Source organism: Jezberella montanilacus, assembly GCF_003003055.1.
Classification (GTDB): Bacteria; Pseudomonadota; Gammaproteobacteria; order Burkholderiales; family Burkholderiaceae_B; genus Zwartia; species Zwartia montanilacus.
The window spans coordinates 208,826-235,709 of record NZ_PVTV01000013.1 but is presented as its reverse complement, the minus strand read 5'-3'; the positions used below and the strand labels follow the sequence as shown (position 1 = coordinate 235,709).

General features: G+C 52.1%; 24 protein-coding genes. 10 read left to right on the top strand and 14 right to left on the bottom strand.

Features of this window, described 5'->3' with window-relative positions:
* The first annotated feature begins 7 nt into the window (after positions 1 to 7).
* Genes BCM14_RS08800 through cobO form a run of 4 tightly spaced genes read left to right on the top strand, consistent with a single transcriptional unit; the run spans position 8 to position 3,333 of the window.
* On the top strand, positions 8 to 925 hold the full coding sequence (locus BCM14_RS08800) for an ABC transporter substrate-binding protein (protein WP_106227639.1): 918 nt from the start codon (positions 8 to 10) through the stop codon (positions 923 to 925).
* Positions 922 to 1,941, top strand: a complete 1,020-nt coding sequence (locus tag BCM14_RS08795) for a FecCD family ABC transporter permease (protein WP_311042726.1) — start codon at positions 922 to 924, stop codon at positions 1,939 to 1,941. The genes BCM14_RS08800 and BCM14_RS08795 overlap by 4 nt, the downstream gene beginning before the upstream one ends.
* Positions 1,938 to 2,717: an ABC transporter ATP-binding protein gene (locus BCM14_RS08790; RefSeq protein WP_106227637.1), complete on the top strand. Its 780-nt coding sequence runs from the start codon at positions 1,938 to 1,940 to the stop codon at positions 2,715 to 2,717. Before BCM14_RS08795 ends, BCM14_RS08790 begins: the two co-directional genes overlap by 4 nt.
* Positions 2,718 to 2,763: 46 nt before the next feature.
* Entirely contained in the window at positions 2,764 to 3,333 is a 570-nt protein-coding gene (gene cobO / locus BCM14_RS08785; RefSeq protein ID WP_106227636.1) for a cob(I)yrinic acid a,c-diamide adenosyltransferase, read from the top strand.
* Between the two features lie 11 nt (positions 3,334 to 3,344).
* Here the strand turns inward: cobO and BCM14_RS08780 are convergent, their stop codons facing one another.
* From BCM14_RS08780 to BCM14_RS08765, 4 genes are all read right to left on the bottom strand, one after another.
* Positions 3,345 to 4,112, bottom strand: a complete 768-nt coding sequence (locus BCM14_RS08780) for a TonB family protein (RefSeq protein WP_106227635.1) — start codon at positions 4,110 to 4,112, stop codon at positions 3,345 to 3,347.
* Complete coding sequence (locus BCM14_RS08775) at positions 4,102 to 4,527, bottom strand: ExbD/TolR family protein (RefSeq protein ID WP_106227634.1); 426 nt, start codon at positions 4,525 to 4,527, stop codon at positions 4,102 to 4,104. The genes BCM14_RS08780 and BCM14_RS08775 overlap by 11 nt, the downstream gene beginning before the upstream one ends.
* Positions 4,528 to 4,570: 43 nt before the next feature.
* Positions 4,571 to 5,002, bottom strand: a complete 432-nt coding sequence (locus tag BCM14_RS08770; protein ID WP_106227633.1) for an ExbD/TolR family protein — start codon at positions 5,000 to 5,002, stop codon at positions 4,571 to 4,573.
* A 66-nt stretch (positions 5,003 to 5,068) separates the two neighbouring features.
* Complete coding sequence (locus BCM14_RS08765; protein ID WP_106227632.1) at positions 5,069 to 5,857, bottom strand: MotA/TolQ/ExbB proton channel family protein; 789 nt, start codon at positions 5,855 to 5,857, stop codon at positions 5,069 to 5,071.
* 244 nt (positions 5,858 to 6,101) lie between these two features.
* Here BCM14_RS08765 and BCM14_RS08760 point away from each other — a divergent pair, with 244 nt between their 5' ends.
* Entirely contained in the window at positions 6,102 to 8,489 is a 2,388-nt protein-coding gene (locus BCM14_RS08760) for a TonB-dependent receptor (RefSeq protein WP_106227631.1), read from the top strand.
* A gap of 244 nt (positions 8,490 to 8,733) precedes the next feature.
* Positions 8,734 to 12,507, top strand: coding sequence for a methionine synthase (gene metH, locus BCM14_RS08755; protein ID WP_106227630.1), 3,774 nt, complete (start codon positions 8,734 to 8,736; stop codon positions 12,505 to 12,507).
* A gap of 15 nt (positions 12,508 to 12,522) precedes the next feature.
* Here the strand turns inward: metH and BCM14_RS08750 are convergent, their stop codons facing one another.
* The 6 genes from BCM14_RS08750 to rplU all read right to left on the bottom strand — a co-directional run bounded on the left by BCM14_RS08750 (position 12,523) and on the right by rplU (position 18,694).
* Positions 12,523 to 13,587 (bottom strand): acyltransferase family protein, encoded by a 1,065-nt coding sequence (locus tag BCM14_RS08750; protein WP_106227629.1) that lies wholly within the window; start codon positions 13,585 to 13,587, stop codon positions 12,523 to 12,525.
* 70 nt (positions 13,588 to 13,657) lie between these two features.
* Complete coding sequence (gene thiC, locus BCM14_RS08745) at positions 13,658 to 15,571, bottom strand: phosphomethylpyrimidine synthase ThiC (RefSeq protein WP_106227628.1); 1,914 nt, start codon at positions 15,569 to 15,571, stop codon at positions 13,658 to 13,660.
* 179 nt (positions 15,572 to 15,750) lie between these two features.
* The gene (proB, locus tag BCM14_RS08740) at positions 15,751 to 16,887 is read right to left on the bottom strand and encodes a glutamate 5-kinase (protein WP_106227627.1); all 1,137 of its coding nucleotides are present in this window, start codon (positions 16,885 to 16,887) and stop codon (positions 15,751 to 15,753) included.
* Positions 16,888 to 16,896: 9 nt separating this feature from the next.
* On the bottom strand, positions 16,897 to 18,012 hold the full coding sequence (obgE, locus tag BCM14_RS08735) for a GTPase ObgE (protein WP_106227626.1): 1,116 nt from the start codon (positions 18,010 to 18,012) through the stop codon (positions 16,897 to 16,899).
* 68 nt (positions 18,013 to 18,080) lie between these two features.
* Positions 18,081 to 18,341 carry a 50S ribosomal protein L27 gene (rpmA, locus tag BCM14_RS08730; protein ID WP_106227625.1) on the bottom strand — a complete coding sequence of 87 codons (261 nt, stop codon included), beginning with the start codon at positions 18,339 to 18,341 and terminating at the stop codon, positions 18,081 to 18,083.
* A 41-nt stretch (positions 18,342 to 18,382) separates the two neighbouring features.
* Positions 18,383 to 18,694, bottom strand: a complete 312-nt coding sequence (gene rplU / locus BCM14_RS08725) for a 50S ribosomal protein L21 (protein ID WP_106227624.1) — start codon at positions 18,692 to 18,694, stop codon at positions 18,383 to 18,385.
* Positions 18,695 to 18,853: 159 nt separating this feature from the next.
* Between rplU and BCM14_RS08720 the strand changes: the two genes are divergently transcribed.
* Positions 18,854 to 19,780 carry a polyprenyl synthetase family protein gene (locus BCM14_RS08720; protein ID WP_106227623.1) on the top strand — a complete coding sequence of 309 codons (927 nt, stop codon included), beginning with the start codon at positions 18,854 to 18,856 and terminating at the stop codon, positions 19,778 to 19,780.
* 24 nt (positions 19,781 to 19,804) lie between these two features.
* Here BCM14_RS08720 and BCM14_RS08715 read toward each other — a convergent pair whose 3' ends face one another.
* A complete protein-coding gene (locus BCM14_RS08715) occupies positions 19,805 to 20,002 on the bottom strand; it encodes a hypothetical protein (protein ID WP_146129749.1) in 198 nt (65 codons plus the stop codon).
* A 215-nt stretch (positions 20,003 to 20,217) separates the two neighbouring features.
* On the opposite strand from BCM14_RS08715, the gene BCM14_RS08710 reads away from it, so the two are divergent.
* Positions 20,218 to 20,814, top strand: coding sequence for a glutathione S-transferase N-terminal domain-containing protein (locus tag BCM14_RS08710; RefSeq protein WP_106227621.1), 597 nt, complete (start codon positions 20,218 to 20,220; stop codon positions 20,812 to 20,814).
* Positions 20,815 to 20,832: 18 nt separating this feature from the next.
* On the opposite strand, the gene BCM14_RS08705 is transcribed toward BCM14_RS08710, so the two are convergent.
* The 3 genes from BCM14_RS08705 to BCM14_RS08695 form a co-directional block, all read right to left on the bottom strand.
* Positions 20,833 to 22,002, bottom strand: a complete 1,170-nt coding sequence (locus BCM14_RS08705; protein WP_106227620.1) for a serine hydrolase domain-containing protein — start codon at positions 22,000 to 22,002, stop codon at positions 20,833 to 20,835.
* Between the two features lie 17 nt (positions 22,003 to 22,019).
* A complete protein-coding gene (locus tag BCM14_RS08700; protein ID WP_259673512.1) occupies positions 22,020 to 23,231 on the bottom strand; it encodes a serine hydrolase domain-containing protein in 1,212 nt (403 codons plus the stop codon).
* 233 nt (positions 23,232 to 23,464) lie between these two features.
* Positions 23,465 to 24,250, bottom strand: a complete 786-nt coding sequence (locus tag BCM14_RS08695) for a fumarylacetoacetate hydrolase family protein (RefSeq protein ID WP_106227618.1) — start codon at positions 24,248 to 24,250, stop codon at positions 23,465 to 23,467.
* 130 nt (positions 24,251 to 24,380) lie between these two features.
* On the opposite strand from BCM14_RS08695, the gene BCM14_RS08690 reads away from it, so the two are divergent.
* A complete protein-coding gene (locus tag BCM14_RS08690) occupies positions 24,381 to 25,553 on the top strand; it encodes an acyl-CoA dehydrogenase family protein (protein WP_106227617.1) in 1,173 nt (390 codons plus the stop codon).
* Positions 25,550 to 26,770: a CaiB/BaiF CoA transferase family protein gene (locus tag BCM14_RS08685; RefSeq protein WP_106227616.1), complete on the top strand. Its 1,221-nt coding sequence runs from the start codon at positions 25,550 to 25,552 to the stop codon at positions 26,768 to 26,770. The genes BCM14_RS08690 and BCM14_RS08685 overlap by 4 nt, the downstream gene beginning before the upstream one ends.
* Positions 26,771 to 26,884 lie beyond the last annotated feature (114 nt).

The window sequence follows — 26,884 nt, the reverse complement described above, 5'->3', positions numbered from 1 at the left end:
TGTCAGCGTGTTGAAGCTGCTGTTGGCTCTCTTCTTGTGTCATAGCGGCTCGGCTTTTGCCAGCGAGCCGAGCGCAACTGAGGTCGCAGAGATTAATCTGATTGGCAGTGACGGTCAGTCTGTGCACCTGGCCAGATCACCTGAGCGCGTGGTGAGTTTGCTTCCCTCGTGGACTGAAGCTGTTTGTCTGTTGGATCAATGTGATCGTCTCGTCGGTATCGATCGTTACTCGAACTGGCCCTCGACCTTGAAGGCGCTTCCTGTTGTGGGCGGTGGGTTTGATCCTGACATCGAAGGTATTCTTGTTCTGAAGCCTGATCTTGTTCTGGTGGGCGCTTCAACCAAGGCGAATGAACGCTTGCGCGCACTGGGCCTCAACGTCCTGATGATCGATGCACAGACGTATGATGAGGTGCATCAGGCACTTGTGACGCTTGCACGTGTATTCAGTTTGCCTCGGCAAGCAGCTGAACAACGCTGGTTACAGATTGAGGATGAGCTCGCGTCTGCGGTAAAAGCGCTTCCACAGCCAGATCGCAACTTGAGTGTTTACTTTGAAGTCAGCGCTGAGCCCTACGCCGCATCACCTGATTCTTTTCTTGGGCAAACCTTATCTCGCTTGAGGTTGCGAAACATCATTCCCTCTGGACGAGGCTCGTTTCCGAAAATCAATCCTGAACTGGTGGTGAAAGAGGATCCCGACGTCATGATGATGTCTGAGGGCAATCTCATCAATCTTTCGGATCGGCCAGGTTGGTCGACACTCAAGGCGGTAAAAAACCATCACCTCTGCTTATTCGCAAAAGACGTCGCCAATGTCATCGTGAGACCAGGTCCGCGAATGGCAGAGGGGGCGAGAGCGATCGTTGATTGCTTACGCCAGCAGGCCGGTTTAAGTTCGATAGATGCAGAGGTCACCAGGTGACCGTCACCCCTCAGCGCCGAAGAAACCAATATGCACGGCTCATGTTTGTTTTGCTGTGCTTATCATCTTTGCTGATTGTTGCCGGTGTTTGTGTGGGTAGTGCTGGGTTCGAGCCCATTCAGACGTTTCTGTCGAACCCTGCATCACATGACATCATTTGGCAAATCAGGCTACCTCGGTCTATCGGGGCTTATTTAGCTGGCGCGCTGTTGGGGATGACTGGTGCGATTGCGCAAGGCCTCTTTAGAAACCCGTTAGCGGATCCTTATCTGTTAGGTAGCGCTTCAGGTGCATCGTTTGCCGTGGCCTTCGCGTTGATGGTGTTTGGCGGTAGTCCTTTCGCAGGGTATTGGCTTGCCCGGTTAGGGCTGACTGGCGCTGCTTTTATTGGCGCGGTGGTAGCGGTCTTATTGACGCTCTTGCTTGCCAGAGGCGCTCAAGACCGGCTTAAAATTTTGCTTGCGGGCGTGATTGTTGGTGTGATCTTTAGCGCGTTGACATCTGCTATTGCCTTTCGGTCGCCGACTATTCTTCAGGCCTTGCAGTCCTTTTTGCTAGGCTCGACCAGCTTTATGACTTGGGCTGCCTGCTTGGTGATGGGTTCAGTGTTGGTGCTTGGCCTCTGTGCATCGATCGCACTAGCTCGCGTGCTTGACGCTTTGATTCTTGGCGCAAGGACAGCGACGAGTCTCGGCGTGCATCAACCTCAAGTGGGAAGTTTGCTAATTTTGATTATGTCTCTCACGACGGCCGCTGCAGTCGCACACGCTGGCTTGGTCGCTTTTGTCGGGTTGGTGGCACCGCATCTGGCCAGATCGTTCGTCAAAGCCAAGCACGCAAAGTTGATTGGCTTATCAGCGTTGATGGGCGGCATTCTGCTCTTAGCGGCAGATGTGTTGGCGCGTGGGTTGTTGGCACCTGAAGAGTTACCTGTGGGTGTCCTAACGGCCGTTTTGGGCGGCGGATATCTTTGTTGGTTAATGTATGACCAGCCCGCAAAGAGGCAGGCACCATGAGCGCGTTAAGCGATCAAATCCCAGCCATTGTGGTTCGTGAGCTGAGTGTCAAACTTGGAGAAACCGAAGCGCTCAAACAAGTCAGTCTGACCATTCCCCGGGGCCAGTGGACCGCGTTGATTGGCCCCAACGGCGCAGGCAAATCGACGCTTTTGCGCGCGATTGCGGGTTTGACTGGTCAGCGATCCGCCATCGATTTGCTAGGCCAACCCCTTGTCGGCATGACAGGCAGATTGCTGGCAAGACAAGTCGCGTGGTTGGGGCAAAACGAGCAAATATCGAGCGATATCTCGGTTTACGATCTAGTGATGTTAGGCCGACTACCCCATCACTCTTGGCTGAGCTCGCCGAGCGCACCTGACCATCAAATTGTTGAACAGGCCTTGAATAGTGTCCGCGCAGATCAATGGCGAGATCGTATGATTAGCGAGCTCTCAGGCGGCGAACAACAGAGAGTGTTGCTGGCAAGGGCCTTGGCGGTCGAGGCTGAGATTTTGTTATTGGATGAACCACTCAATCATCTTGACCCACCCCAGCAGGCTGATTGCTTGAAGTTGATCAAGAACTTGACCAAGCATGGTTGTACCGTGTTGACTGCGTTGCATGAGATTTCTATGGCACTTTACGCTCATCAGATCGTGATCATGGATCAGGGTCGAGTTCTGTTTCAAGGTGCGGCTCACGACTCACAAACACATCGCGCCATTGAAAACGTGTTTGATGACAAAATCAAGATTTATCCCTTGATGGATCGTTGGGTGATTTTGCCCAGTTGAATGCGGTCTCAGACTTACACTAATTTACCTACCGGACAAAGTCATCATGCAGATTGTTAAGCCACCTACTGAAAAGCCCTACGATAAATCCGAGGGAGAACGTCGCGGTTTGATTATTGTTAACACAGGCGACGGCAAAGGTAAAAGCACAGCCGCTTTTGGTCTGGCACTAAGAGCTCACGGCCGAGCCAAACCGGTGAAGATTTTTCAGTTCATGAAAGTGCCAACGTCCAAATTTGGCGAACATCGTAGCTTCGAGACTCTCGGTATCCCGATCGAGGGCTTAGGCGACGGTTTTAGCTGGAAAAGCAAAGACCTTGAGAACTCGGCGCTACTGGCTCGCCAGGGTTGGGATAAGGTTAAAACGGCTATTTTGTCTGGTGATTATTTTCTCGTCGTGCTGGACGAGGTCACTTATCCCATCTCGTTTGGCTGGATTGAACTTGAAGAGGTGGTGAATACACTCAAAAGCCGGCCTAAGGACGTGCATGTCTGTCTGACGGGCCGGCGATGCCCGCAAGAAATTATCGACATTGCTGACACGGTGACTGAAATGATGCCGATCAAACATGCCTTTGACGCTGGCATTCCGGCTCAACGAGGTATTGAAGATTAATCCAACAGTAGTTAGCGAATACCTGGTGGAAGAAAATCAATGTCCACTGAAAACTCGTGGGTTTCTTGCCCCTTCCACAAATCCGCATCGAAGCCTGGATAAGTCGCTCTGCGAACGCCCGCTAAAGCAGAGTCATCCAGCAGATTTGAATTGGACGACTCTTGTACCTTGGCTGTTTGCAGGGCGCCGCTGCGATTGAGTACAAACACGATCCTCACTTTGCCCTGTGGGCGTTCTTGACTGGCCTGGCGACCGGTGGGATAGCGTTTGGTGCTGTTGAGCATGCCTTGTACTTTTCTGACGTAATCCGCTTCAAGTGATTGCGCGTTGGGCGCTGTTACTTGGTTTTGACTTGGCGTAGCCGTTGCAGTCGCCGTACTCGACTCAGCAGACACAGCAGGTGCAGAGGATGCAACCGCTTTAGGGCTCTGCACGACTGGTAGCTTCGGCTTGACTTGAAGCGCATTAGGTGCGGGCGGTGGTGGCGCTGGCTGTGCTGCTGGTGGTGGCGGAACCGGTGGTGGTGGCACAGGCGGTGGTGGCGCCGGCGGCGGCACAGGCGCAGCTGGAATCGCAACGTCTTGAATAACAACGGACGCGGGTGGTTGTGTGATTTTCAAATCGCTCTTGGCAAAATCGCTAAGCACGAACCACAACAGGACGACGTGAAAGCCAACAACGAGCACGATCCCACCGTAACGGCCCCACCAAGCCTTATTTTTACTGCTGTCAAAATCATTGACCGCAAAAGCCGGCATCGTGGTCGTGTTAGCGGTCATATTGCTCATTTCCATCAATGGCAATTTTGGTCAAACCCGTGCGCCGGGATGCAGACAGAACAGAGACCAGCGTTGAATATTTCGCGTGGCGGTCCGGCTTGACATTGATGACGGGTTGTTCAGTTGCCGCTGCGGCCTTGCGCATCAGGTTTTCGAGTTCTGGCAGATCCACGGTTTTATCCTGCCAGAGGATGTCGCCTGTTGCAGGCAGTGATAGTTCAATGATTTCTGGCATCGTCGAATCTGCAGGGGCATCGGTTGGCATATTCATATTGACCGCATGCAACTGAATCGGAATAGTGATGATTAACATCACTAACAGCACAAGCATCACGTCTATCAAAGGCGTGGTGTTCATTTCGATCACCGGTTCCGCATCGTCGGATCCATCATCTGCGGGGATCTGCATCGCCATCGGTATTATTTCGTCCTGTCTTTAATTTGCATGGTGAGACCCATCAACCGCCTAAAGGAGGCGGCTCAGTAATAAAGGCAATTTTTGCGATACCCGCACGCTGACAGGCACGCATCACTCGGCCGATGCCTTCGTACTCTGCATCCAGGTCGCCACGAATTTGAACGTCTGGTTCTTCTTTGTCTTTGTTGACCATACCCTTTAATTGCTCAACCAATTCGTCTATGCCAGCCACTTCCCGATCATAGACAAACAGTCCACCTGATTTACTCACAGAAATAATGATGGTTTCTGGTTTAGCTTGACGTGCTTCCAAACGTTCTTTAGGCAAGGCTACTGGTATTGAAGTGGTCACGACAGGTATGGTGATCAGAAAAATAATCAGTAATACCAACATCACATCGACTAAAGGAGTGGTGTTGATGTGGTTGATCACCTCTTCATCGGTGTCATCTGAACCTAGCTGCATTGCCATAGCAAAAAGCCCGCCTCTAGCGTTGATCGAATAACAAAAACATGGACAACCCTGATTGACACTGACCTAGCGCTGGGCTGCTTCAACCAAGAGGTTGGCATGAATTTGGCCGCTAAACTTTTGCACGCCCTGCACAATCAATTTGTTGCGACGAACCACAATGTTGTACCCCAAGACCGCGGGCACAGCGACGGCCAAACCAATTGCCGTCATGATCAGCGATTCGCCAACGGGGCCTGCAACCTTATCAATGCTGGCCTGCCCTGAGAGACCAATGCTCACCAGTGCGTTGTAAATGCCCCAAACAGTCCCGAACAAGCCAACAAAAGGCGCAGTTGAACCGACCGTCGCTAAAAATGACAAACCCTTTTGCATGCTTTGCCCAACCGACGTGTTCGCGCGTTGCAAGCTCAACATCACCCATTCATTGAAATCTATCGAATTGCCCATGTCGCGGTGCCTTGCAGCGCTGCTCACCGCCTCTTGCGCGACATAGCGAAACGGGCTGTTGGTTTGTAGAGTCTGAGTCGCTTGATCCAGCGTACTTTCTTTGCTCAAGCTGCCCATAGCAGCTCGCTGTTGAGCCATCATGCGTGTCTGCTCAAGTAATTTCGAGAAAATCAGATACCAGCTAGCCACACTCATAAATACCAAAATACAAAGCGTGCCTTTGGCGACCAAGTCACCCTGCGCCCAAACGGCCTTTAGACCATAGGGGTTTTCTGTTGGTACGGCTTGCGTAGTTTTACTGGCAGAGGGCTCTTGGGCCACTGCTGAGGACGGCGTCAGCAATACAACACATTGGAGCACGAGTACAAAGCAAGCTGCTTTTAACAGCGCAGACAAACGAGACATAAGGGGATGCTCCGCACAGGATAGGTAAATTGCGCTGCAGAACGGCGTAAGTGATCCGCAACCAAACGCCAACACCTTACCTGACGAATACTAAAGAAATGTTACAGCCTAATTGGCGTATCAATTTTGCAACTGATCTTCATGGCAGGCAGGTTTGCAAAGAAATTGAAACGTTCGACAGTTAGTCTGCAACACATTCACTTTGACCAACTCGTTTCAATCCTGACCGGAGCTTCTGTCGACCATGCGTACCTTCAAACTAAACACCCTGGCGATTTGTATCGCTGGCTTGTCCCTTACGCCAGCTGCTTGGGCACAGACGACTGCAGCGTCTTCCACCGACGTCGGTCGGATTTCGGTTGAAGGCCTGCCAGGTGGCACCGCAACCGGCTTGATCTCACAAGAAGAATCACCGAAGGCACGCAGCTCGGTTAACAAAGAAGCGATTGACAAGCTCAATCCAGTATCCAATCCTTACCAAATGTTGGACTTGCTACCTGGCGTCAACACCTTTAGCCAGGACGCAACGGGTCTATTCGGTGGTGGTTTGCGTGTGCGGGGTGCCAACAGTGACCAAATGGGGTTTACGGTTAACGGCGTGCCGGTCAACGACTCGGGTAACTATGCTGTCTATCCAATGGAATACGTCGACGCAGAAAACATCTGTGAGGTTTTCTTGACACAAGGTTCGACTGATACCGAAGCGCCGCATACCGGTGCTTCAGGTGGTAACGTCGGCATCAGTTACTGCGCACCAGAAGACAAATATCGCTTTCGTGTGGCTCAAACTGTCGGTCAACTGAGTATGCGTCGCACGTATGTGCGTGTCGATACTGGTCTGTTTGCAGACGACAAAGCGAAAATGTTCATCTCCTACTCGAACACTTACGCAAATCAGTTTCAAGGTCCGGGTAACGCTCAGCGTGAACATATTGATATCGGTGCTGAAGTTCGGCCAGATACGCAGTGGAAGTTGACCAGCAATTTGTCAGTGAACAAAATGTTGAACAACAACTTCCCGACATTGACGCAAGCTCAAATCGACAGTGGTGGTCGTAACCAGACTTATAGTTCGACGCCAGCGATTAATCCAGTTGGGATCAAGGGCGTTGCGCAAACGGTCGCAAACACCTCGTTTGCCAACACCTACTACCAGAACTCGGTTAACCCTTTTGTCGACGTGATCTGGTCGGGCAAAGTCGAGTACAAGGCAAGTAAAGACGTGTCATTTTCTGCCGAACCTTATTTCTGGTACGGCCACGGTACAGGCGGCACCTTGCAGAAAACGCTGCAAGAATCTGCTAACTTGGGCTCTAACCTGAAGTACGGCATCGCCGATATCAACAAAGATGGCGACACGCTCGATAAGCTTTACGTCTATAACGGTAGCGTCACTGAAACGTATCGCCCAGGTATTACCTTAAAGTCCAATATCCGGATGGATAACCATGACCTGCTGTTCGGTACTTGGTTCGAACAGGCTCGTCACTACCAAACAGGCCCAGCACAGGCGTTTGATGCGGGTGGCGGGGTTGCTGACCCTTTTCTGTTCAGTAGCACCAACTGGCTGAAGTACAACAACGGTGACTACTACATGTCACGCAATACCTTGACCGTTAGTACGGCAGGTTCACTCTTTGCACAGGACAGCATCCATTTGATGGATGACAAATTGCTGGTGCAAGTTGGTTTGCGCGAGTCAGTCATTCAACGCACGCTCAACAACTACGCGAGTTCACAATCAGGCGGTGGGGCTGATTACGACACGAGCGCGACTTACTCAAAATTGCTGCCCAGTCTCGGCGTGCGTTATCGCTTAGACGAGCAACAGCATGTGTTTGCCAACGTTGCGCAAAACATGCGTGCCCCCAGTAACTCTGTGTTGACTGGTCTGTTAACGGGCGGCACGGTCAGCAATGGCGTGTTGACTGGCGCAACGCTGCGTGACCCGACCGTCGGGATGGAAAGCTCGACCAACTTCGATTTGGGCTACCGGTGGGCGTCAGATCGCTGGACCTTCTCTGGTTCGTTGTTCTATATCGACTTCAAGAACCGCATTGCCTCTGCCTATGATCCTAATACGAATCTTACTGTTGATGCCAACGTTGGCGGCGTGACAACCAAGGGCGTAGAGATGGAGCTCGGTTACAAAGTTAACAGTAACTGGTCTTTGTACGGCTCAGCTGCCTATACGCAAAGCACAATGAAAGACGATATTGCGTATAGCGCAACAGCCAACCTGCCAACTTCTGGCATGCAAATGCCTGATACCCCTTATTGGTTGGCTGGCCTTCGTCTTGCCTATAACAGCAGCGGCTGGTACGGTAATCTCGACATGAAGTACACCGGCATGGCGTATTCAACGCTGGTTAACGACGAATCAATGCCCGGCTATACGTTGTTTAACGGCACGATCGGCTATCACTTCGATGATATCGGCTACTTTAAGAATCCCTCGGTTCAGTTGAACGTTTACAACATCTTCAATCAGAACTTCCAGCGGATCAGCTCACCTAGCGGTAGCAGCTTTACGACGAATGCAGTTGCCTTGCCGGGTATCGCTGCCAATGCACCGGCCTATTACATTGGTGCTCCCACCTTCGTGTCGGTCACTCTACGATCCGATTTCTAAGATTGGATGAACTGAGGTACGCCTAGCGCTAACGGCGGTACTTTTTAGATTTGGGCGGCGTTGAGCCGCCCAAATTGCTTTTTGTCCTCGTTAGATCCTTTAGTGCCGGGGGCTACGCGTTTCAAACTAAGTCCCTGGCAATTACCCCGCTAATTGGGGAAACCCCCCTGTTTTTGGTACGATGTAGGGTTGCTTGACCAGCCTGTGTCGCGGGTCAGGTGTTTTCTCTTGATGACTGTCTGCCATGCCCTATCCCAAATTGCCCTATCCGATCGACAGCTATACCCGTGGTGCAGAATTCGTGCGCCAGTTGGGTCAGCGAATCTTGATTCTGGATGGCGCGATGGGGACGATGATTCAGCGCTACAAACTGTCTGAAGCTGATTTTCGCGGTACGCGCTTTGCCGACCATCATAAAGATGTCAAAGGCAATAACGAATTGCTGTCGCTGATCCGACCCGATGTCATCCAAGAGATCCACGAGCAATATCTTGCGGCTGGCGCAGATGTGATTGAGACCAATACCTTTGGCGCGACAACGGTTGCTCAAGGTGATTACGATTTGCCAGAGCTGGCTTACGAGCTCAACCTAGCGTCTGCCAAGCTCGCCAGACTCGCGTGTGACAAATTCACTACCCCTGAGCGGCCAAGATTTGTGGCGGGTGCCTTGGGGCCTCAGCCTAAAACCGCCTCGATATCTCCGGATGTTAACGACCCAGGAGCCCGAAATGTTACGTTTGACGAACTTCGTATTGCCTACTCAGAACAATTGAATGGCTTGCTCGATGGTGGTATCGACCTTGTCTTGATTGAAACGATTTTCGATACGCTTAACGCCAAAGCGGCAATTTTTGCCGTTGAAGAAGTGTTCGTTGCGCGTGCTGTGCGTTTACCCGTCATGATCTCTGGCACCGTCACGGATGCATCAGGTCGCATTCTGTCGGGCCAAACCGTCGAAGCGTTCTGGAACTCCGTGCGTCACGCCAAGCCCGTCACCATTGGTCTGAATTGCGCCTTGGGGGCTGCGCTCATGCGCCCTTATGTAGCTGAGCTCTCGAAAATTTGTGACACCTATGTGTGCGTCTATCCCAATGCGGGTTTGCCCAATCCAATGAGCGACACTGGCTTTGATGAGTTACCGAGCGATACGTCTGCCCTGTTAGAAGAGTTTGCACGGTCTGGTCTGGTGAACATGGTGGGTGGCTGTTGCGGGACCACGCCAGATCATATTCAGGCAATTGTCCAGCAAGTGCAAGCGTTGCCTGCACGGGTGGTGCCCGAGATCGACGTCAAAACACGGCTCTCTGGTCTTGAAGCGTTAAATTTTGATGCTGAATCGCTTTTTATTAACGTGGGCGAGCGCACCAACGTGACAGGCAGCAAAATGTTTGCTCGCCTGATTAAAGAAGAGAAGTACGACGAAGCCGTCGCAGTTGCTCGACAACAAGTTGAAAACGGCGCGCAGATCATCGATATCAATATGGATGAGGCCATGCTGGATTCAGCGGCGTGTATGCACCGGTTCATGAATTTGATTGCCTCAGAGCCCGATATTGCGCGCGTGCCTGTGATGATCGATAGCTCGAAATGGGCTGTTATCGAAACTGGCCTGAAATGTGTACAGGGTAAGGCCATCGTTAATTCGATTTCGCTCAAAGAAGGCGAAGCGCCTTTTCTCAAGCAAGCGCATTTATGCCGACGCTATGGTGCCGCCGCAGTCGTCATGGCCTTTGACGAAAAAGGGCAGGCCGATACACTTGAACGCCGCAAAGAGATATGCACGCGCGCCTATCGACTGCTGGTTGATGTCGTAGGGTTCCCGCCCGAAGACATTATTTTTGATCCAAACGTGTTCGCGATAGCAACCGGTATCGACGAACACAATCACTACGCAGTGGACTTTATCGAAGCCACCAGATGGATTCGTGAGCACTTACCGCATGCTCGTATCTCAGGCGGTGTCTCAAACGTAAGCTTTTCCTTCCGCGGCAATGAACCGATGCGAGAGGCCATTCACACGGTCTTTCTGTACTACGCCATCCGCGAAGGCATGACCATGGGCATTGTCAATGCCGGTCAATTGGGTGTGTACGCGGATATCCCTGCTGACTTGCGTGATCTGGTTGAGGATGTCGTCCTTGATCGTCCGTTGCCAATCGGTAAGAAAGAAGCTGACGACACGAGAACACCCACTGAACGCTTAGTGATCGCCGCCGATGCCATTAAAGGCACCGGCGCTAAAAAAGAGGAAGACCTTGCCTGGCGTGCTCAGGAGGTGGAAAAGCGCCTAGCGCATTCTCTCGTGCATGGCATTACCAACTTTATTGTTGAAGATACCGAAGAGGTGAGGCAGCAAATTGCCAGTCGCGGCGGTCGCCCAATCGAGGTCATTGAAGGGCCGCTGATGGATGGCATGAACATCGTCGGCGATCTCTTCGGCGAAGGCAAAATGTTTCTGCCACAAGTGGTGAAGTCTGCTCGTGTGATGAAACAAGCGGTCAGCCACCTTGTACCTTATATCGAAGAAGAAAAGCGGCAGATTGAGGCGGCCGGCGGTGATGTGCGCGCGAAGGGCAAGATCCTGATTGCGACTGTCAAGGGTGATGTGCATGACATCGGCAAGAACATCGTCACGGTGGTGCTTCAGTGTAATAACTTCGACGTCATCAACATGGGCGTGATGGTGCCAGCTGCTGAAATTCTGGCACGGGCTAAGGCCGAGGGCGTAGACATCATTGGTCTATCCGGTTTGATTACGCCGAGTCTCGAAGAGATGGCCTACGTCGCCAGCGAGATGCAGCGTGACGAGTATTTCCGTAGCCGCAAGATGCCGCTCATGATTGGTGGTGCGACCACGAGCCGCGTCCATACCGCTGTCAAGATTGCGCCGCATTATGAAGGGCCAGTGATTTACGTGCCGGATGCAAGCCGCTCGGTCGGCGTTGCGACCAATCTGGTATCCGAGACTGCAAACAGCTATCTTGATGAGTTGGCACAAGAGTACGAGGATGTGAGACGTCGCTACGCTAATCGCAAGGTGACGCCTCTTGTATCCATGGCTGATGCCAGAGCGGGTAAACCTAAAATCGATTGGTCCACGTATCAACCACCACGACCAAAATTTATCGGTCGCCGCACGTTTAAAAATTTCGATTTGTCTGAGCTTGCCAAATTTATCGACTGGACACCTTTCTTTCAGACCTGGAGTCTGTTTGGTCAGTTCCCCGCCATCCTTGAAGACAAGGTCGTGGGCGAGCAAGCCAAGAAAGTCTACGCAGATGGGCAGGCCATGCTCAAAAAAATGATCGATGGTCGCTGGTTAACCGCAAATGGCGTAGTGGGCTTCTATCCCGCCAACACCGTGAATGATGATGACATTGAGGTTTATCAGGACGAGACTCGTGAAAAGGTTCTTTTCACTTGGCGCGGCCTTCGTCAACAGGGTGTTAAGCGTCAAGGCGTCGATAACAAGTGCCTGGCCGATTTCATCGCACCGAAATCATCGGGCGTGATGGATTACATTGGCCTCTTCGCAGTCACTGCCGGCATAGGCGTTGATAAGAAAGAGCAAGAGTTTGAGAAGGCTCAGGATGATTACTCATCCATCATGTTCAAGTCCCTGGCAGATCGTTGCGCCGAGGCGTTTGCAGAGGCCTTGCATGCACGGGTGCGCACCGATATTTGGGGCTATGTTGCTAACGAGGCGCTCTCAAACGAGGAGATGATCGCTGAGAAGTATCAGGGTATTCGCCCAGCGCCAGGTTACCCAGCGTGCCCGGAGCACGTCATCAAGCGTGAAATGTTCGAGGTTCTCGATGGCGCTGCTATTGGCATGATGCTCACCGATAGTTATGCCATGCATCCTGCGGCAAGCGTCTCGGGTTTCTACTTCAGTCATCCACAATCTCAGTACTTTAATGTCGGGATGATCGGGGACGATCAAGTGAGCGATTACGTTAAACGTAGTGGCCGAACCGAGCAGGATGTTCGTCGAACGCTCGCGCCAAGTTTGGGTTAACTTTAATTTTTTAGGTCACCAGCTCAGGCTTTCAATGAGCAGGGCAGCGCCAAGCACGATCGCCAACAGCAGCGTGAGCCCGTTACGACCAAACACTTTGGCTCTGGATTCAACAAAGCGATAGAGCGACGCCCCTGCGCTAATTGATGCCAAGGTGGCGATGAGCATACCAATCGTGTTGATTAACACGCCCTCGGGAAAATACCGGTGCCAGACTGCATTGACGCCAACACAGATGCCATAGTGAATTAAAAAGATCGAATACGACCGTTGCCCCAAGGCGGTCAGCAGGCCTGGCTTTGGCCAGCTCTCGAGCCAACCCCGATGCGCAGCCAAACTCACCAGCATCGCTGAACCAAGCGCCACAGCAATCGGGTAACGAAAATCAATCCACAAGGCCATCCCGCCAAGCGCAAGAATAACGAAGATAGCCACCTCGCCGAGCGCCGAGCGATTCGACCAATAAGCGAGCATGCCCAATCCGTATGCACCAAAAAAATAGGGCGCGTAAATATCGAGCTCAGTATGGCGATTGAGGATCCACAGTGAGCTAGCGGCCAAGGCAATCACCACGAGGGGAAACAGGGCCAATAAGCGAGCTGGCATTGAACGCATCAAAAGCGTGATCAAGACTGTTGCGACAAATAATTGAAAATCAATCGCAACATACCAGACGCCTGCCGATAGCGCCTCATAGCCCAGCACATCATGGATAAGTAAACCATGTGCAACGAGTTGCCAGAGAGACGGCGCAGCGGATAAGGAGTCGTGCTCGAACCACGGACGCACCAGCGCTGTGATCAGCGTAGCTGAGGCGACCGCAAAGATAAAGGGCGTCACTAACCTTTTATAGCGACCCCAAACGAGCTGCAAAGGCTTTAACTCGGCTGGTTTGGCGTCTGGCGCGACACGTGCTGCAACCAAATAACCGGCCAGTACAAAAAACATTTGCACAGCCAGTCTTGCGTAATCAAACAGCCAAGCAATGGTGTCGGGCGCTGCTTGGGCAACAACATTGGCCATCGGGCCATAAAAAGCCAAATGATGCAAAACGATTGCCACGCATCCGACCCCCTTCATCGCGTCGATGAGAGGGAGCCGAGATAGGGTGGATGGTTTGTTTGCGACCGACAAAGTAAGTCAGTTAGCCTTACGTCTTGTGATAAATCTCAGCGCCTTTCTTGACGAACTCTATGGCCTTCTCTTGCATACCGGCCTTCAAGGCTTTGTCATTTTCAAGGCCTTGCTTGGCAGCATAATCACGCACATCCTGTGTGATCTTCATGCTGCAAAAATGCGGTCCGCACATTGAACAGAAGTGCGCGACTTTCATTGAGTCCTTGGGCAAGGTCTCATCATGAAAATCTTTGGCGGTATCAGGATCAAGGCCCAGATTGAACTGATCGTCCCACCTGAATTCGAAACGGGCTTTTGATAACGCATTATCACGAATCGCTGAGCCAGGATGACCCTTGGCCAAGTCTGCCGCGTGCGCAGCAATCTTATAGGTGATGATGCCGTCTTTGACATCCTTTTTGTTAGGCAGGCCCAAATGCTCTTTAGGCGTGACATAACAAAGCATCGCGGTGCCGTACCAACCAATCAGCGCGGCACCAATGCCAGAGGTGATGTGGTCGTAGCCAGGTGCGATATCGGTCGTCAGTGGCCCTAAGGTATAGAAAGGCGCCTCGCCACATTGCTCAAGCTGCAAATCCATGTTTTCTTTGATCATGTGCATAGGGACGTGACCGGGGCCTTCGATCATGACCTGGACATCGTGCTTCCAGGCGACTTGGGTGAGTTCGCCCAAAGTCTTGAGTTCAGCCAATTGAGCCTCGTCATTGGCGTCGTAGCCTGAGCCTGGGCGCAAACCGTCACCGAGCGAGAAGCTGACGTCGTAGGCTTTCATGATCTCGCAGATCTCTTCAAAGCGCTCATACAAGAAGCTTTCCTTGTGATGAGCCAGACACCACTTAGCCATGATCGAACCGCCACGCGAAACAATACCGGTCATGCGATCTGCCGTCATGGGGATAAAAGGCAGACGAACCCCTGCATGGATCGTGAAGTAATCCACACCTTGCTCGGCTTGCTCGATTAACGTGTCGCGGAAGATCTCCCAAGTCAGGTCTTCGGCTTTGCCGTTGACTTTTTCTAGTGCCTGATAAATTGGCACGGTACCAATCGGCACAGGTGAATTACGTACGATCCATTCACGCGTCTCGTGAATATCCTTACCGGTGGACAGATCCATGATCGTGTCACCACCCCAGCGGATAGCCCAGGTCATTTTTTCGACTTCTTCACCGATGCCCGAACTGACCGCCGAGTTGCCGATATTGGCGTTGATCTTGACCAGAAAATTACGGCCAATGGCCATGGGCTCAAGTTCAGGGTGGTTAATATTGGCTGGGATAATCGCGCGACCGCGTGCAATTTCTTCACGGACGAACTCAGGTGTGATTTTGTTGGGGATGGATGCGCCAAACGATTGTCCGGGATGCTGACGCAACATGCGGCGGGCAAGCTTTTCACCATCCGGGCCACTGGCAACCAGATTGTCGATGTATTGCTCGATCCGCAGATTTTCGCGGATGGCGACGAACTCCATCTCCGGGGTGATGATCCCACGACGCGCATAATGCATTTGCGAAACATTAGCCCCGGCTTTTGCTCGACGGGGATGGCGACGCAAATTGAAACGCATGGCGGTTAATTTCGGATCGTTGAGTCGCTCCTGGCCATACTCACTGCTTGGCCCGGCGAGCAACTCAGTGTCGTGGCGCTCTTCTATCCAGGCGCGGCGCAGTTCTGGCAAGCCATGGCGAATATCGATTGTGGCGTCAGGGTCGGTGTAAGGGCCGCTGCAATCATAGACAGTCAGCGGCGGGTTCTTCTCGCCACCAAACGATGTCGGGGTATCACCTTGAGTGATTTCGCGAAACGGGACTTTGATGTCAGGCCGCGAACCGATTTCGTAAACCTTGCGTGACATGGGCAAAGGTGCGACAGCCGCTGCATCGACTTCAGCCGTGGCTGCTAAAAACTTTGGGTTTGCATTCATTTGTGACGAGCTCCAATGATTGGAGCCGACTCGGGATGGATTCCGGCTAAGCCGGAAAGCGCTCCCAGCATCGGCATTATCCGTACTGGTACGAAGGGTATCTCTCAACCTGACGACCTCGCCAAGTACCCCCGCAAAACTGCCTAATCATAGCGTATCTCGAGAGAGGATTTGACTGACTAAATAAGGATTAGATTATCCCTGTGCATCAGTTCCGCTTCATTCATCATACCGAGAATAGATGCGATGTCGCCAGAGGGTTTGCCCATGATGCGGCGAGCATCCGCCGACGAGTAATTGACCAGACCCCTTGCGAGCTCGGTGCCGTTTTTGTCTAAGCACGCGACGACATCGCCAGGCTCAAAACGACCCTGTACAGCTCGAACGCCAATCGGTAAAAGGCTTTTGCCTTCATCGCGCAAGGCTTTGACCGCACCGTCGTCAAGCACCAGGCGACCACGCACGCGCAAGTGGTCAGCCATCCATTGCTTACGGGCAGACAAGACTTGAACACTAGCTCTGAGTTCTGTACCGATGCATTCGCCAGCAGCGAGCCTGACCATCACGTCGGGCTCGCGACCCGAGGCAATGACGGTATGAGCGCCGCTTTTTGCTGCGCGCTTGGCAGCGAGAATTTTGGTGAGCATGCCACCTTTGCCGATACCTGATCCAGCACCACCTGCCATGGCCTCTAGGCTGACATCACCTGCCTGCGCATGTGAGACGAATTTGGCCTCAGGATTTTTGCGGGGATCAGATTCGTACAACCCGCGTTGATCCGTCAAAATAATCAAAGCGTCTGCTTCGATCAGATTGGTGACCAGAGCACCCAAGGTGTCGTTGTCACCCACGGCAATCTCTTCAGTTGATACCGTGTCGTTCTCGTTGACGATGGGCACAACGCCCAAACGGAGCAGGGCAAAGATAGTGGATCGGGCGTTGAGGTAGCGTTGCCGGTCGGCCAGATCCTCATGGGTAAGCAGAATTTGTGCAGCTTTAATGTGATGAACACCAAACGCAACTTCATAGGCTTGCGCAAGCCCCATTTGACCGACGGCCGCCGCCGCTTGAAGTTCATTCATTGATGTGGGACGTTTTTGCCAGCCAAGCCTGGCCATACCTTCAGCAATGGCACCACTTGAGACCAGCACAACCTCTTTACCTTGTGCATGCAGGGCTGCGATTTGCGCCGCCCATTGGGCCACTGCCTCGCGGTCAAGCCCTCGACCATCATTGGTAACCAAGGAGGAGCCGACCTTGGCAACGACTCGCTTGGCCGTTGCGACAACTGAAACAGTGGATGCAGGTTTCGCCATAACGCTAGTTTAACGGGGAGCTAAGTTATCGCCCCTGGCATCATCAAAGCGCGGGTCTTCGGCGACGAAGGTACCTGCGGCCTTGTCCTCAGCGATGTTGTCGACTTGACGATAGGCATCAATGGCATCTTGCAGATCCCAGATTAATTGCTGCGTGCCATCGCCAGACAGCGCCGAGATTGCAAAGACCTTGCCATCCCAGCCGAATTCTTTACAAAATCTCGTTTTAACTGTCTCGGGATCAGACACCATATCTAATTTGTTGAGCACCAGCCAACGAGGTTTCTCGTAGAGTGTTTCGTCATACTTGCGCAATTCTTCAATGATGGCGCGAGCTTCGCCCACGGCGCGTGCAATCGTATCTTCATCAGGGTCAAGTGATGACACATCCACAAGATGCAACAGGATGCGAGTGCGCGCTAAGTGGCGTAAAAACAAGTGACCTAAACCAGCGCCTTCAGACGCCCCTTCGATCAAGCCAGGGATATCGGCCACCACAAAACTGCGCGACTCAGACGTACGCACGACACCCAAGTTGGGATGCAAGGTCGTGAAAGGATAATCCGCGATTTTGGGGCGAGCATTGGATATGCGGCTAATTAAGGTGGACTTACCTGCATTGGGCATGCCCAGCAAGCCAACGTCCGCGAGCACTTTGAGTTCAAACCTGAGACGACGTTGCTCGCCCTCTTTGCCTGGAGTCCATTGCTTAGGTGCGCGGTTCACACTGGATTTAAAGTGTATGTTGCCTAAACCACCTTCACCACCGGCAGCCAGTATGACCTCTTGACCGTGCCGGTTCATATCGAAGAGCTCTTCGCCAGTCTCTGCGTCATAAATGATGGTGCCAACTGGCATGCGCAAGGTAATGTTCTCAGCCCCTGCACCGTATTGATCAGAGCCACGACCGTGCTCGCCATTGCGTGCAACGTGTTTGCGTGCATAGCGATAATCGATCAGGGTATTGATGTTGCGGTCTGCTATGGCAAGCACGCTGCCGCCGCGACCACCATCCCCACCGTCTGGGCCGCCCTTGGGGATGAATTTTTCGCGACGAAAGCTGTGCGCGCCGTTACCGCCTTTACCGGCGATAACTTCAATGGTGGCTTCGTCGACGAATTTCATGATTTTTTACACTTAAAAATAAAAAAGCCCTGCCGCTTGCGACAGGGCCTTTAGTACTGCCTGATGGCTTACTCAGCTGCGACGATAGAAACCGTCGATTTGTTGAGCTTACCTTTAACAGCGAATTTGACCTTGCCATCCACCAGCGCAAACAAAGTATGGTCTTTACCAATACCTACGTTTGTGCCGGGGTGAAACTTGGTGCCACGCTGGCGAATAATGATTGAACCAGCCGGGATCAGTTCGCCACCGTAGGCTTTTACGCCTAACCGTTTCGATTCTGAGTCACGACCGTTACGCGTCGAGCCGCCGCCTTTTTTCTGTGCCATGATTTGTTCCTGTTGCGAGCCGGGATCCGATGACCGTGGCCTTACGCCGCGATGTCACCAATCAAGATCTCGGTGTAGTTTTGACGGTGGCCTTGATGCTTCTGATAATGCTTGCGACGACGCATTTTGAAGATCGTGACCTTATCATGGCGTCCTTGTGCAAGAACCGTTGCTTTGACCACTGCGCCTGCCACAAGCGGCGTGCCAACTTTAAGTTGGTCACCTTCGCCTACGGAAAGCACTTGATCCAGCGTGATTTCTTGCCCAATGTCAGCCGGTATCTGTTCTATTTTCAATTTTTCGCCAGTAGCAATGCGATACTGCTTGCCACCAGTTTTTATGACCGCGTACATGGGTTAACCTCGTGTTTTGTTGCAATTAAATGTGTTCAGAGACGAGAACGCCGTGCGTTCACGTAGCCGAGCCATAGATAATAGCGTGTAACTAATTGAAAGTCAAAAGAAAGTCGCGTGCAGAACCTTAACGATTTACTCAATCCTGTTGTTCAGGATATGACCGCAGTTGACGCGGTGATCAGAACTCGCCTGAATTCTGAGGTTGTTTTGATCCGCACGATAGGCGATTACATCATCGGTGCGGGGGGTAAACGGATGCGTCCAGCCATCTTGTTGATGGTTGCGAAGGCGTTGGGCTATCAAGGACAGCGGCATCATTTATTGGCGGCTATTGTCGAATTCATACATACGGCCACGCTGTTGCACGACGATGTGGTCGATGAGTCAGATCTCAGACGTGGCCGCAGTACTGCCAACGCCGTCTTTGGCAACGCCGCCAGCGTGCTGGTCGGTGATTATCTGTATTCACGCGCCTTCGAGATGATGGTTGATGTCGATCGCATGCGGATTATGCAGATCATGTCCTCGGCGACGACCGTGATTGCCGAGGGCGAGGTCTTGCAGTTGCTGAATATCCATGACCCTGATGTGTCAGAGGCTCGTTATTTGCAGGTTGTACGTTTCAAAACGGCTAAGCTGTTTGAGGCGGCTGCCGAAGCTGGCGCAGTGATAAGCGATGCGACGCTTGAGCAAATCGAGGCCGCCGCGGCGTTTGGTCGGCATATTGGCACTGCGTTTCAATTAGTGGATGACGTGCTTGACTACAGCGGTGAGGCCACCGCGCTGGGTAAAAACGTCGGTGACGATTTAAAAGAGGGCAAACCCACTTTGCCGCTGATTCGTGTACTAGAGGTTGGAACACCTGACCAAAGAGCTTTAGTTCGCGTTGCGATTGAGCAGGGTGAGGCAGATTTCGAGGCGGTTGCTCAAGCGATTCAGGCGAACGACGCGCTAAATTATGCAATGCAAACCGCGCAGGCTGAGGCCGAACTGGCGCGACAAGCGTTGAATGTGTTCCCCGAGTCTACGTGCAAAGACGCTTTGCTTGCGCTTTGCGCCTTCGCGGTCGATCGGGATCGCTAGGCCTGAGTCGCTGACTTGAGATTGTTAAGTCTTTTTCTTGCGAATGGCGGCCATGATGGCAGCGTGACTGTCTTCTGTTGACAGCACTTGGGCGTCCAGCGCCTTGACCACGCCGGCCAGCTTAAGAGATAGGCTGAGCAAGTCAGGTTCATAACTTTTCGAGAGCTTATCGTGAACGAGCTTAATGATCGCGATTTGATCGTTGGACACCTCAAATTTCACTTTCAGCACCTTGGGGACGGTTAGACTGCGCTTATTAACACCCACAGCACTATACACGAGCGCCTTGTGACGTCAACGTAATACTGCCCGAATCAGGGGGCGTAACGTCCAAGGAAAAATGCCCCAGCAAATAGGGTGGGGATGCTTGCATCCTGAGCTGTGAGGTTTATTCGGTAGAATCCCGGAACGACAATAACGAATTGATGGGGATAGGAATGAAATTAACTGCTTCTGGTGCTAGTCCTTACGTGCGTAAAGCGATGGTCTGCGCAATCTTGCGTGGGATCGATGCTCAAATTGAGAAATGGGTCATTGCTACGACAGACCCCGTCTTGGCACAGTCAAATCCGCTTGCAAAGATACCAACCTTGGTTACTGACGACGGTCAGGGGCTTTTTGATAGCCCAGTAATCTGTGAATACTTGGATAGCATTGGAAGCGCCGCCCCGTTGTTTCCGGCAGAGGGACCAGCCCGCTGGACAGCGCTTCGTTTGCACGCAATTGGTGATGGCATTCTGGATGCCAGCCAACCTCGCCGTCGCGAGATCGCGTTGCCCCAAGACGAAGGCCGCATCGGGTACATCACGTTACAGCAAGGCAAAGTTAGCCGAGCACTGGATGATCTAGAAAAAGAGGCAGGCAGCCTTCATCAACTGAGCACCATCGGAGAAGTCGCCGTCGCCTGCGCCTTGGGTTACCTTGATTTCAGATTTGAGAACGAGCCCTGGCGCCCAGGTCATCCTAAGCTCACCGCCTGGTATGAATCAGTTGTTAAATTACCAGCCATGGCTCAAACCATGCCTTTTGCCTAATCAGCACTTTGAGCCGGCCTATGACAAGCAGTCGTAGGCCGCTGTCTCGAAATCAGTAAAGAGTGCCAGGGCTTTCGTATCAGCAAAAGGCAGGATCTGCATCAGGATTACGCCAGCGACGTTTTTGATTGGATCAATCCAGAAATAAGTATTCGGCAAGCCCGCCCAAGCCAAGCTGCCTTTTGATCGGCCCGTTGGTGCCGTCTCTTCATTAATCATGAAACTCAAGCCCCAGGTTTTAGGCAAACCAGGGAAGAACTCTGCGTCGAGCGAACGTCGCTCGTCGTTGGTGTGAAGCATCTTCACCCGCAACAGCCCAATGGCATTCCGGGACATGAGCGAGACAGTATCAGACTTCAATATCTGATGGCCATTGCCGGCACCTTTGTTCAACATCATGCGCATGAACTTGATGTAATCATTGGCGGTTGAATACAAACCGCCACCGCCAGGTTCGAATTCTGGGTTTTGATTGGTTTCAAACGGGCTTGCCGTTAGCTTGCCCGTGACGTCGCGTTGATGGACTTTGGCCATACGCGCGCGCATATCAGGGCTGAGTTTGAAGGCCGTACTGTTCATGTCAAGCGGATCAGTGATGTGCTGCTTAATAAAAGCACCCAGACTCATGCCAGAGATTGCTTCAACCAGCTGGCCTGCCCAGTCGATGCCAATACCGTAATCCCATTGTGTGCCAGGATCAAACATCAATGGCACATCGAGCCCGGCTTTTTTGCCTGAACCAGCACGAGGTTTGCCAGTCACTTGATGATAGCGTGCAAGATCGGGTGACCAAATGTCATTGGCAAAACCACAAGTATGTGTCAGCAGCTGGCGCACAGTGATAGAGCTTTTCGGATCTCTGAACATCGGCTGGCCTGCAGCATCCCAGCCGGTCAATACTTTGACTTGTCCCAGTTGTGGTAACCACCGCGAGGCCTCTTCATCCAGACTACTGGTTAATTTTCCTTGATCAACCAGTTGCATAACGGCAGCGCCAACAATGGGCTTGGTCATCGAGGCCAGCCAAACGACGGTGTCCATACCGACCTGATCGCCTTGTCCCAACGCACCTTCACCATAAGCACCCGCATACAGCAGCCCGTCAGAATTCGTAATCGCCGCAATGGCGCCGGGTATATGCCCCGCATCAACCGCGTTTTTAAGAATGGTGTCGATTATTGCTTTCATTTTGTCTCCAATTATTTTTATCTTAGTGTCTGATAAGCATTGCGCTCGAAGTCAGTAAAAACTCGGGTCACGCTTTGATCGAGAAAAGGCAGCAACTGCGTCATCATCAATCCGCCGATCTCGTTCTCAGGGTCAAGCCAGAAGAAAGTGTTACCAATCCCCGCCCAGGCAAGACTATTTGCTGATCGTCCAGTTGGGGCTCGCTCTTGGTTAATCATAAAACCTAAGCCCCAGCTTTTTTTCACACCCGGAAAAAAATCAATATCGCGGGACCAGGTTTGGTTTTGCGAGTGGAGCTTTGTCACCTTTAAATCACCAGTCGAGTTTTTCGTCATCAGAGCAACGGTTTCAGGTTTCAGTATTTGCTGTCCGTTGAGTGAGCCTTTGTTCAAAATCATCCGCATGAATGCCGCATAGTCCCTCGCAGTTGAGTACAAGCCCGCACCACCAGACTCGAACTCGGCGTGAGCGCCAATCTCAATGGGTGTGACTTTAAAATGTTGCACGGCATCGCGCTGGTGGATTTTCGCCAGCCGCTTGCGCATATCGGTGCTGATCGTGAAGCTAGTGCTCGTCATGCTGAGCGGCTCGGTGATGTGCTGGCGGATATATTCGCCCAGCGTCCTGTTGCTGACGGCTTCGATTAACAGGCCGACCCAATCGTAGTTAATACCGTATTCCCACTGAGAACCGGGGTCGAAGGCGAGTGGCAGTTCTAGCCCGAGCTTCTTGCCTGAAGCCGATCTAGGCTTGCCCGTGACTTGATGGTACTTAACGAGGTTGGCATCCCAAAGGTCATATGTAAACCCAGCCGTGTGGGTCAATAAATGACGCAAGGTGATCTTCGTTTTCGCATCTCTCAAGATTGGATGGTTGTGGTGATCAAATCCAGTTAAAACTTGTGCTCTGGCCAATTGAGGTAGCCAGTTGGATACGGGCGCATCGAGCTCGAGTTTGCCAGCTTCGACGAGTTGCATCGCCGCAACCGCGACAACTGGCTTGGTCATTGAGGCGAGCCACATGACTGTATCCATTGTCATGTTTGCGTTTTGGCCAGCCGTGCCTTGCCCAAAAGCGCGTTCACCAAACGCCCCTTCATAAAGCACGTGGCTGCTATCTGTAATCAGGGCGACTACGCCGGGCAAATCTCGGTTGGTCACAGCTGCCTGCAAGAGCTTGTCTAGTGGGTTGGTCAAGCTTGTCTGCGCCATGGCACTGTGACGATTCATATCCCACGCCCCAGCACCGCTTGTGACAAGCGCGAGTCCCGATTGAATAAACCTGCGACGATAGCGGTGCATTGGTTTGTGCTTAATTTCATAGATTAAGCGTAGATTAACAAGTCCCGCTTGATCAGGTAGGCCCGGCACCTACAACAGTTGACGGTGTTTTGCCGATCAGTGTACGTACCTTGCGATGTAGAGCGCGCCGGCAAGTTTGCTGATCATTTTGTAATGAAGTGTTACTCGGTCGCGCGCTTGAAAGGATTGGTCAACACCCCCAGGCCACTGATTTCAATATCCACGACATCACCTGAAACAAGGTCGGGTGAGTGTCCGTCTGTACCCATCCAGACGACGTCACCCGGTACGAGTGTCATATAGCGCGTCATCGCTACCAAAAAAGTCGCCACATCAAAAATCATGTCATTGGTTTTGTAGACTGTCTTGACAACACCGTTAACTTTGACCGTCGTGGTCGCGCCGCGAGGGTCAAAGTTAGTATCGATCCAGGGCCCCATTGGCTTGAAGGTGTCGCTGTTTTTTGCCCGCCATAGCGTCCGGTCTGATTTCTGCCAGGTTCGTTCACTTACATCGTTTCCGATGGTGTAGCCGAGGACGCAATCCAGGGCATTGTCCATGGTCAGGTGCTTGGCTGTTTTGCCAATCACAACGACTAGTTCGCCTTCATAGTGAATTTTCTCGGTCGCATCTGCGGGGATGATGACGGTCTCTTCATGAGCAATCAGGGCATTATTGGCACGATAGCCAATATCCGCTTGAGTGGGCAGGTTAGGCGAGGTACCCAGTTTCTTGGCGGCCTCCAAAACATGCTCGGCATAGTTCAAGCCCGCGCAATAGAAAGTCTTGGGGATGACAGGTATCTCAATCTTTACAGCGCTCAGTGGGTGAAAAATCTGCTCGACCTCATAGCCATCAAACGGGTCGCCCTTAACCTGTTGAACGCGATCTCCCTCCAGGATGCCGTAATGCTTTTGATGGTTGATCGAATAACGTATCCAGCGCATGGGATTATCCTTGTTTGCTTAAGGGGTAATTTAAAAAATGACTTTTCAGGCGTTGCAAGCTTAATTACAGTAAAAACAAACAGTAATATTGATTGAGAATAACAAAACAGTGCAGTCCAGAGGAGTCAGGATGAACGATTTACAAAACGAGCAAAATGAAGAGCGTCAAATGATCATTGACTTGGTGACCAAGTTTGTTGATCAAGAGCTCATGCCGCTCGAGCCAGCTATTTTGCAAAGAGAGATTAAGGGTGAGGCTTGTAAATTGCTGCCTGACGAAGAAGCATCACTTTTGGCTAAGTGCAAAGAGCTGGGGCTTTGGGCGTTGGATGCCCCGGAAGAATTTGGCGGGGCCAATTTAGATTCAAAGACCTTAGTTGCCATCAACGAAGAACTGGGTCGCACGGTGGTTCCATTTACCTTCCCGCCTGATTCACCCAATCTGCACATGTTGATGGCTGTCGCAAACGACGAGCAGCGGCAGAAGTATCTCTTGCCCTATGCCGAGGGTAAGCTGAAAGGGGCGATTGCAATCTCTGAACCTGGTGCAGGAGGGGATCCCTCGGGCATGTTGACCCGCGCAGAACTCGACGGCGATCACTGGGTAATCAACGGTCGCAAAATCTGGGTCAGTCGGGCATCCTATGCTGATTTCGCCATTGTCATGGCCCGTACGGGCGAAGGCAAACGCCATGATGGCGTGACGGCCTTCATCGTTGATAAAGGGACGCCGGGGTACGAAATCTTGCGCGAAATCCCGATGCTGTCAGGTCATCGGACATACGAACTTGCCTTTGAGAACTGCAGAGTGCCAGCGGGCAATCTGCTGGGCACCATTGGCGGCGGCTTCGGGCCCATGCAATTGAGGCTGATTGTTCGACGCTTACAAATGGGCGCTTGGTGCGTCGGCATGGCAAGGCGAGCCCTTGAGATGATGTGTTCGCATGCCAAACAGCGAGTGACTTTTGGCGAGCCGCTGGCAAACCGCCAGGCTATTCAATGGTGGATAGCTGATGCGGCTACAAAAATCCACGCTTGCCGCCTGATGGTGTTGGATGCAGCACAAAAACAAGATGCTGGCAAAGATGTGCGCTTTGAAGCTTCAATGATCAAGGTTTATGCCACTGAAATGGCCACCGAGGTGATTGATCACGCGATGCAGACTTTTGGTGCCATGGGTGTGACCAAAGAACTACCTTTGCATTTGATGGCCCAGCGAGTTCGGGTGATGCGGGTTTACGAAGGACCCACAGAAGTGCATCTGATGTCCATGGCCAAGAAAATATTGAAGGATACGAAATGAGCGCCGGGGTTGAGCAACCACTAGCCAATACCCCTTTGGCTGGTGTGACGGTGTTGGATCTTACGCAAATTTACCAAGGACCTTACTGCACGTTTTTGATGGCTAAAGCCGGTGCAGAGGTGATCAAAATCGAGCCAGTGAATGGCGAACCGACCAGAACCAGGGCGAAGGTAGGCGGGGGTGCATCTTTCCCCATGGCCATGCTGAACACCAACAAAAAGGGCGTGACACTTAATTTGAAATCACCCCGTGGTGTCGCCTTGTTTAAAGAGATGGTTAAAAAAGCCGACATCGTGGTCGAAAACTTCGCCCCTGGTGTGATGGACCGCCTGGGCGTTGGCTGGTCGATCCTGCATGAGATCAATCCCAAACTTATTTACGGCACTGGCACCGGTTTCGGTTTGTCTGGTCCTGATCGGGATAACCTGGCGATGGATGTCACCATTCAGGCCGCTGCGGGGTTGATGAGCGTGACGGGCGTAGCGGATGGACCACCCATGAGATCGGGTGCCTCGGTTGTTGATTTCCTGAGCGGTGTACACCTCTATGCAGGGCTGATGACCGCTTTGTTCGAAAGGTCGCGTACCGGTATCGGACGCCTGGTCGAGGTATCAATGCAAGAGACTGCCTACCCGACACTCGCGTCGAATCTCGGTCTGGCTTATCGTGCAAAAGGCACGGTCCCGCCCCGGGTAGGTAATCGTCATGGGGGATTAGCGCTTGCGCCCTACAACGTGTACGAAGCTGCCGATGGTCATATTGCGTTTGTGTGTGTGACCGAACCGCACTGGAACAACATTTTGACCGCGATGAATCGTCTCGATTTGCAAGGTGATGAGCGGTTATCGACCAATAAGGCACGCGTTGAGAATATCGAATATACCGACGCGACCATTGAGGCATGGACCAAGACGCTTAAGCGTCAGGATATTTTCGATCTCAGCAAAAAACATGGCTTCCCAGCCGCACCTGTTCGTGACTTGATCGAAGTAATGAATGATCCTCATATGCATGAGCGCCGCACGCTTGAGTGGTTTGATGACCCAGAACTCGGGCGCGTGGTATTACCGCATACGTCGCTACTGTTGCATGGTACCGGTCGTGTTGAAACCATCGCGAGCCCTTCGCTGGGGCAGCATAATGCAGAAATCTACTCGCAATGGTTTGGGTATACCGAGCAGGATTTGTCTGCTCTAGCAGCTGGAGGGGTTTTGTAAAACCGGCGTCATATTTGCTTACAAAGTATTACCAAACGTTACGCGCTTTTGGTGATATTTCAAATTCTAAATGCATACAATTCTCATTTGCATTTAGAGGGGCGTGGTAGTTCC

Bases quoted from the DNA above. Each gene is read 5' to 3' on its own strand.
- BCM14_RS08685 (WP_106227616.1), top strand. From the start codon at position 25,550: ATGAGCGCCGGGGTTGAGCAACCACTAGCCAATACCCCTTTGGCTGGT.
- BCM14_RS08760 (WP_106227631.1), top strand. From the start codon at position 6,102: ATGCGTACCTTCAAACTAAACACCCTGGCGATTTGTATCGCTGGCTTG.
- BCM14_RS08780 (WP_106227635.1), bottom strand. From the start codon at position 4,112: ATGACCGCTAACACGACCACGATGCCGGCTTTTGCGGTCAATGATTTT.
- BCM14_RS08700 (WP_259673512.1), bottom strand. From the start codon at position 23,231: ATGAATCGTCACAGTGCCATGGCGCAGACAAGCTTGACCAACCCACTA.
- BCM14_RS08695 (WP_106227618.1), bottom strand. From the start codon at position 24,250: ATGCGCTGGATACGTTATTCGATCAACCATCAAAAGCATTACGGCATC.
- BCM14_RS08775 (WP_106227634.1), bottom strand. From the start codon at position 4,527: ATGGCGATGCAGATCCCCGCAGATGATGGATCCGACGATGCGGAACCG.
- obgE (WP_106227626.1), bottom strand. From the start codon at position 18,012: ATGAAATTCGTCGACGAAGCCACCATTGAAGTTATCGCCGGTAAAGGC.
- rplU (WP_106227624.1), bottom strand. From the start codon at position 18,694: ATGTACGCGGTCATAAAAACTGGTGGCAAGCAGTATCGCATTGCTACT.
- BCM14_RS08770 (WP_106227633.1), bottom strand. From the start codon at position 5,002: ATGGCAATGCAGCTAGGTTCAGATGACACCGATGAAGAGGTGATCAAC.
- rpmA (WP_106227625.1), bottom strand. From the start codon at position 18,341: ATGGCACAGAAAAAAGGCGGCGGCTCGACGCGTAACGGTCGTGACTCA.
- BCM14_RS08720 (WP_106227623.1), top strand. From the start codon at position 18,854: ATGACCGCAGTTGACGCGGTGATCAGAACTCGCCTGAATTCTGAGGTT.
- thiC (WP_106227628.1), bottom strand. From the start codon at position 15,571: ATGAATGCAAACCCAAAGTTTTTAGCAGCCACGGCTGAAGTCGATGCA.
- BCM14_RS08705 (WP_106227620.1), bottom strand. From the start codon at position 22,002: ATGAAAGCAATAATCGACACCATTCTTAAAAACGCGGTTGATGCGGGG.
- BCM14_RS08790 (WP_106227637.1), top strand. From the start codon at position 1,938: ATGAGCGCGTTAAGCGATCAAATCCCAGCCATTGTGGTTCGTGAGCTG.
- proB (WP_106227627.1), bottom strand. From the start codon at position 16,887: ATGGCGAAACCTGCATCCACTGTTTCAGTTGTCGCAACGGCCAAGCGA.
- cobO (WP_106227636.1), top strand. From the start codon at position 2,764: ATGCAGATTGTTAAGCCACCTACTGAAAAGCCCTACGATAAATCCGAG.
- BCM14_RS08765 (WP_106227632.1), bottom strand. From the start codon at position 5,857: ATGTCTCGTTTGTCTGCGCTGTTAAAAGCAGCTTGCTTTGTACTCGTG.
- BCM14_RS08750 (WP_106227629.1), bottom strand. From the start codon at position 13,587: ATGAAGGGGGTCGGATGCGTGGCAATCGTTTTGCATCATTTGGCTTTT.
- BCM14_RS08710 (WP_106227621.1), top strand. From the start codon at position 20,218: ATGAAATTAACTGCTTCTGGTGCTAGTCCTTACGTGCGTAAAGCGATG.
- metH (WP_106227630.1), top strand. From the start codon at position 8,734: ATGCCCTATCCCAAATTGCCCTATCCGATCGACAGCTATACCCGTGGT.
- BCM14_RS08690 (WP_106227617.1), top strand. From the start codon at position 24,381: ATGAACGATTTACAAAACGAGCAAAATGAAGAGCGTCAAATGATCATT.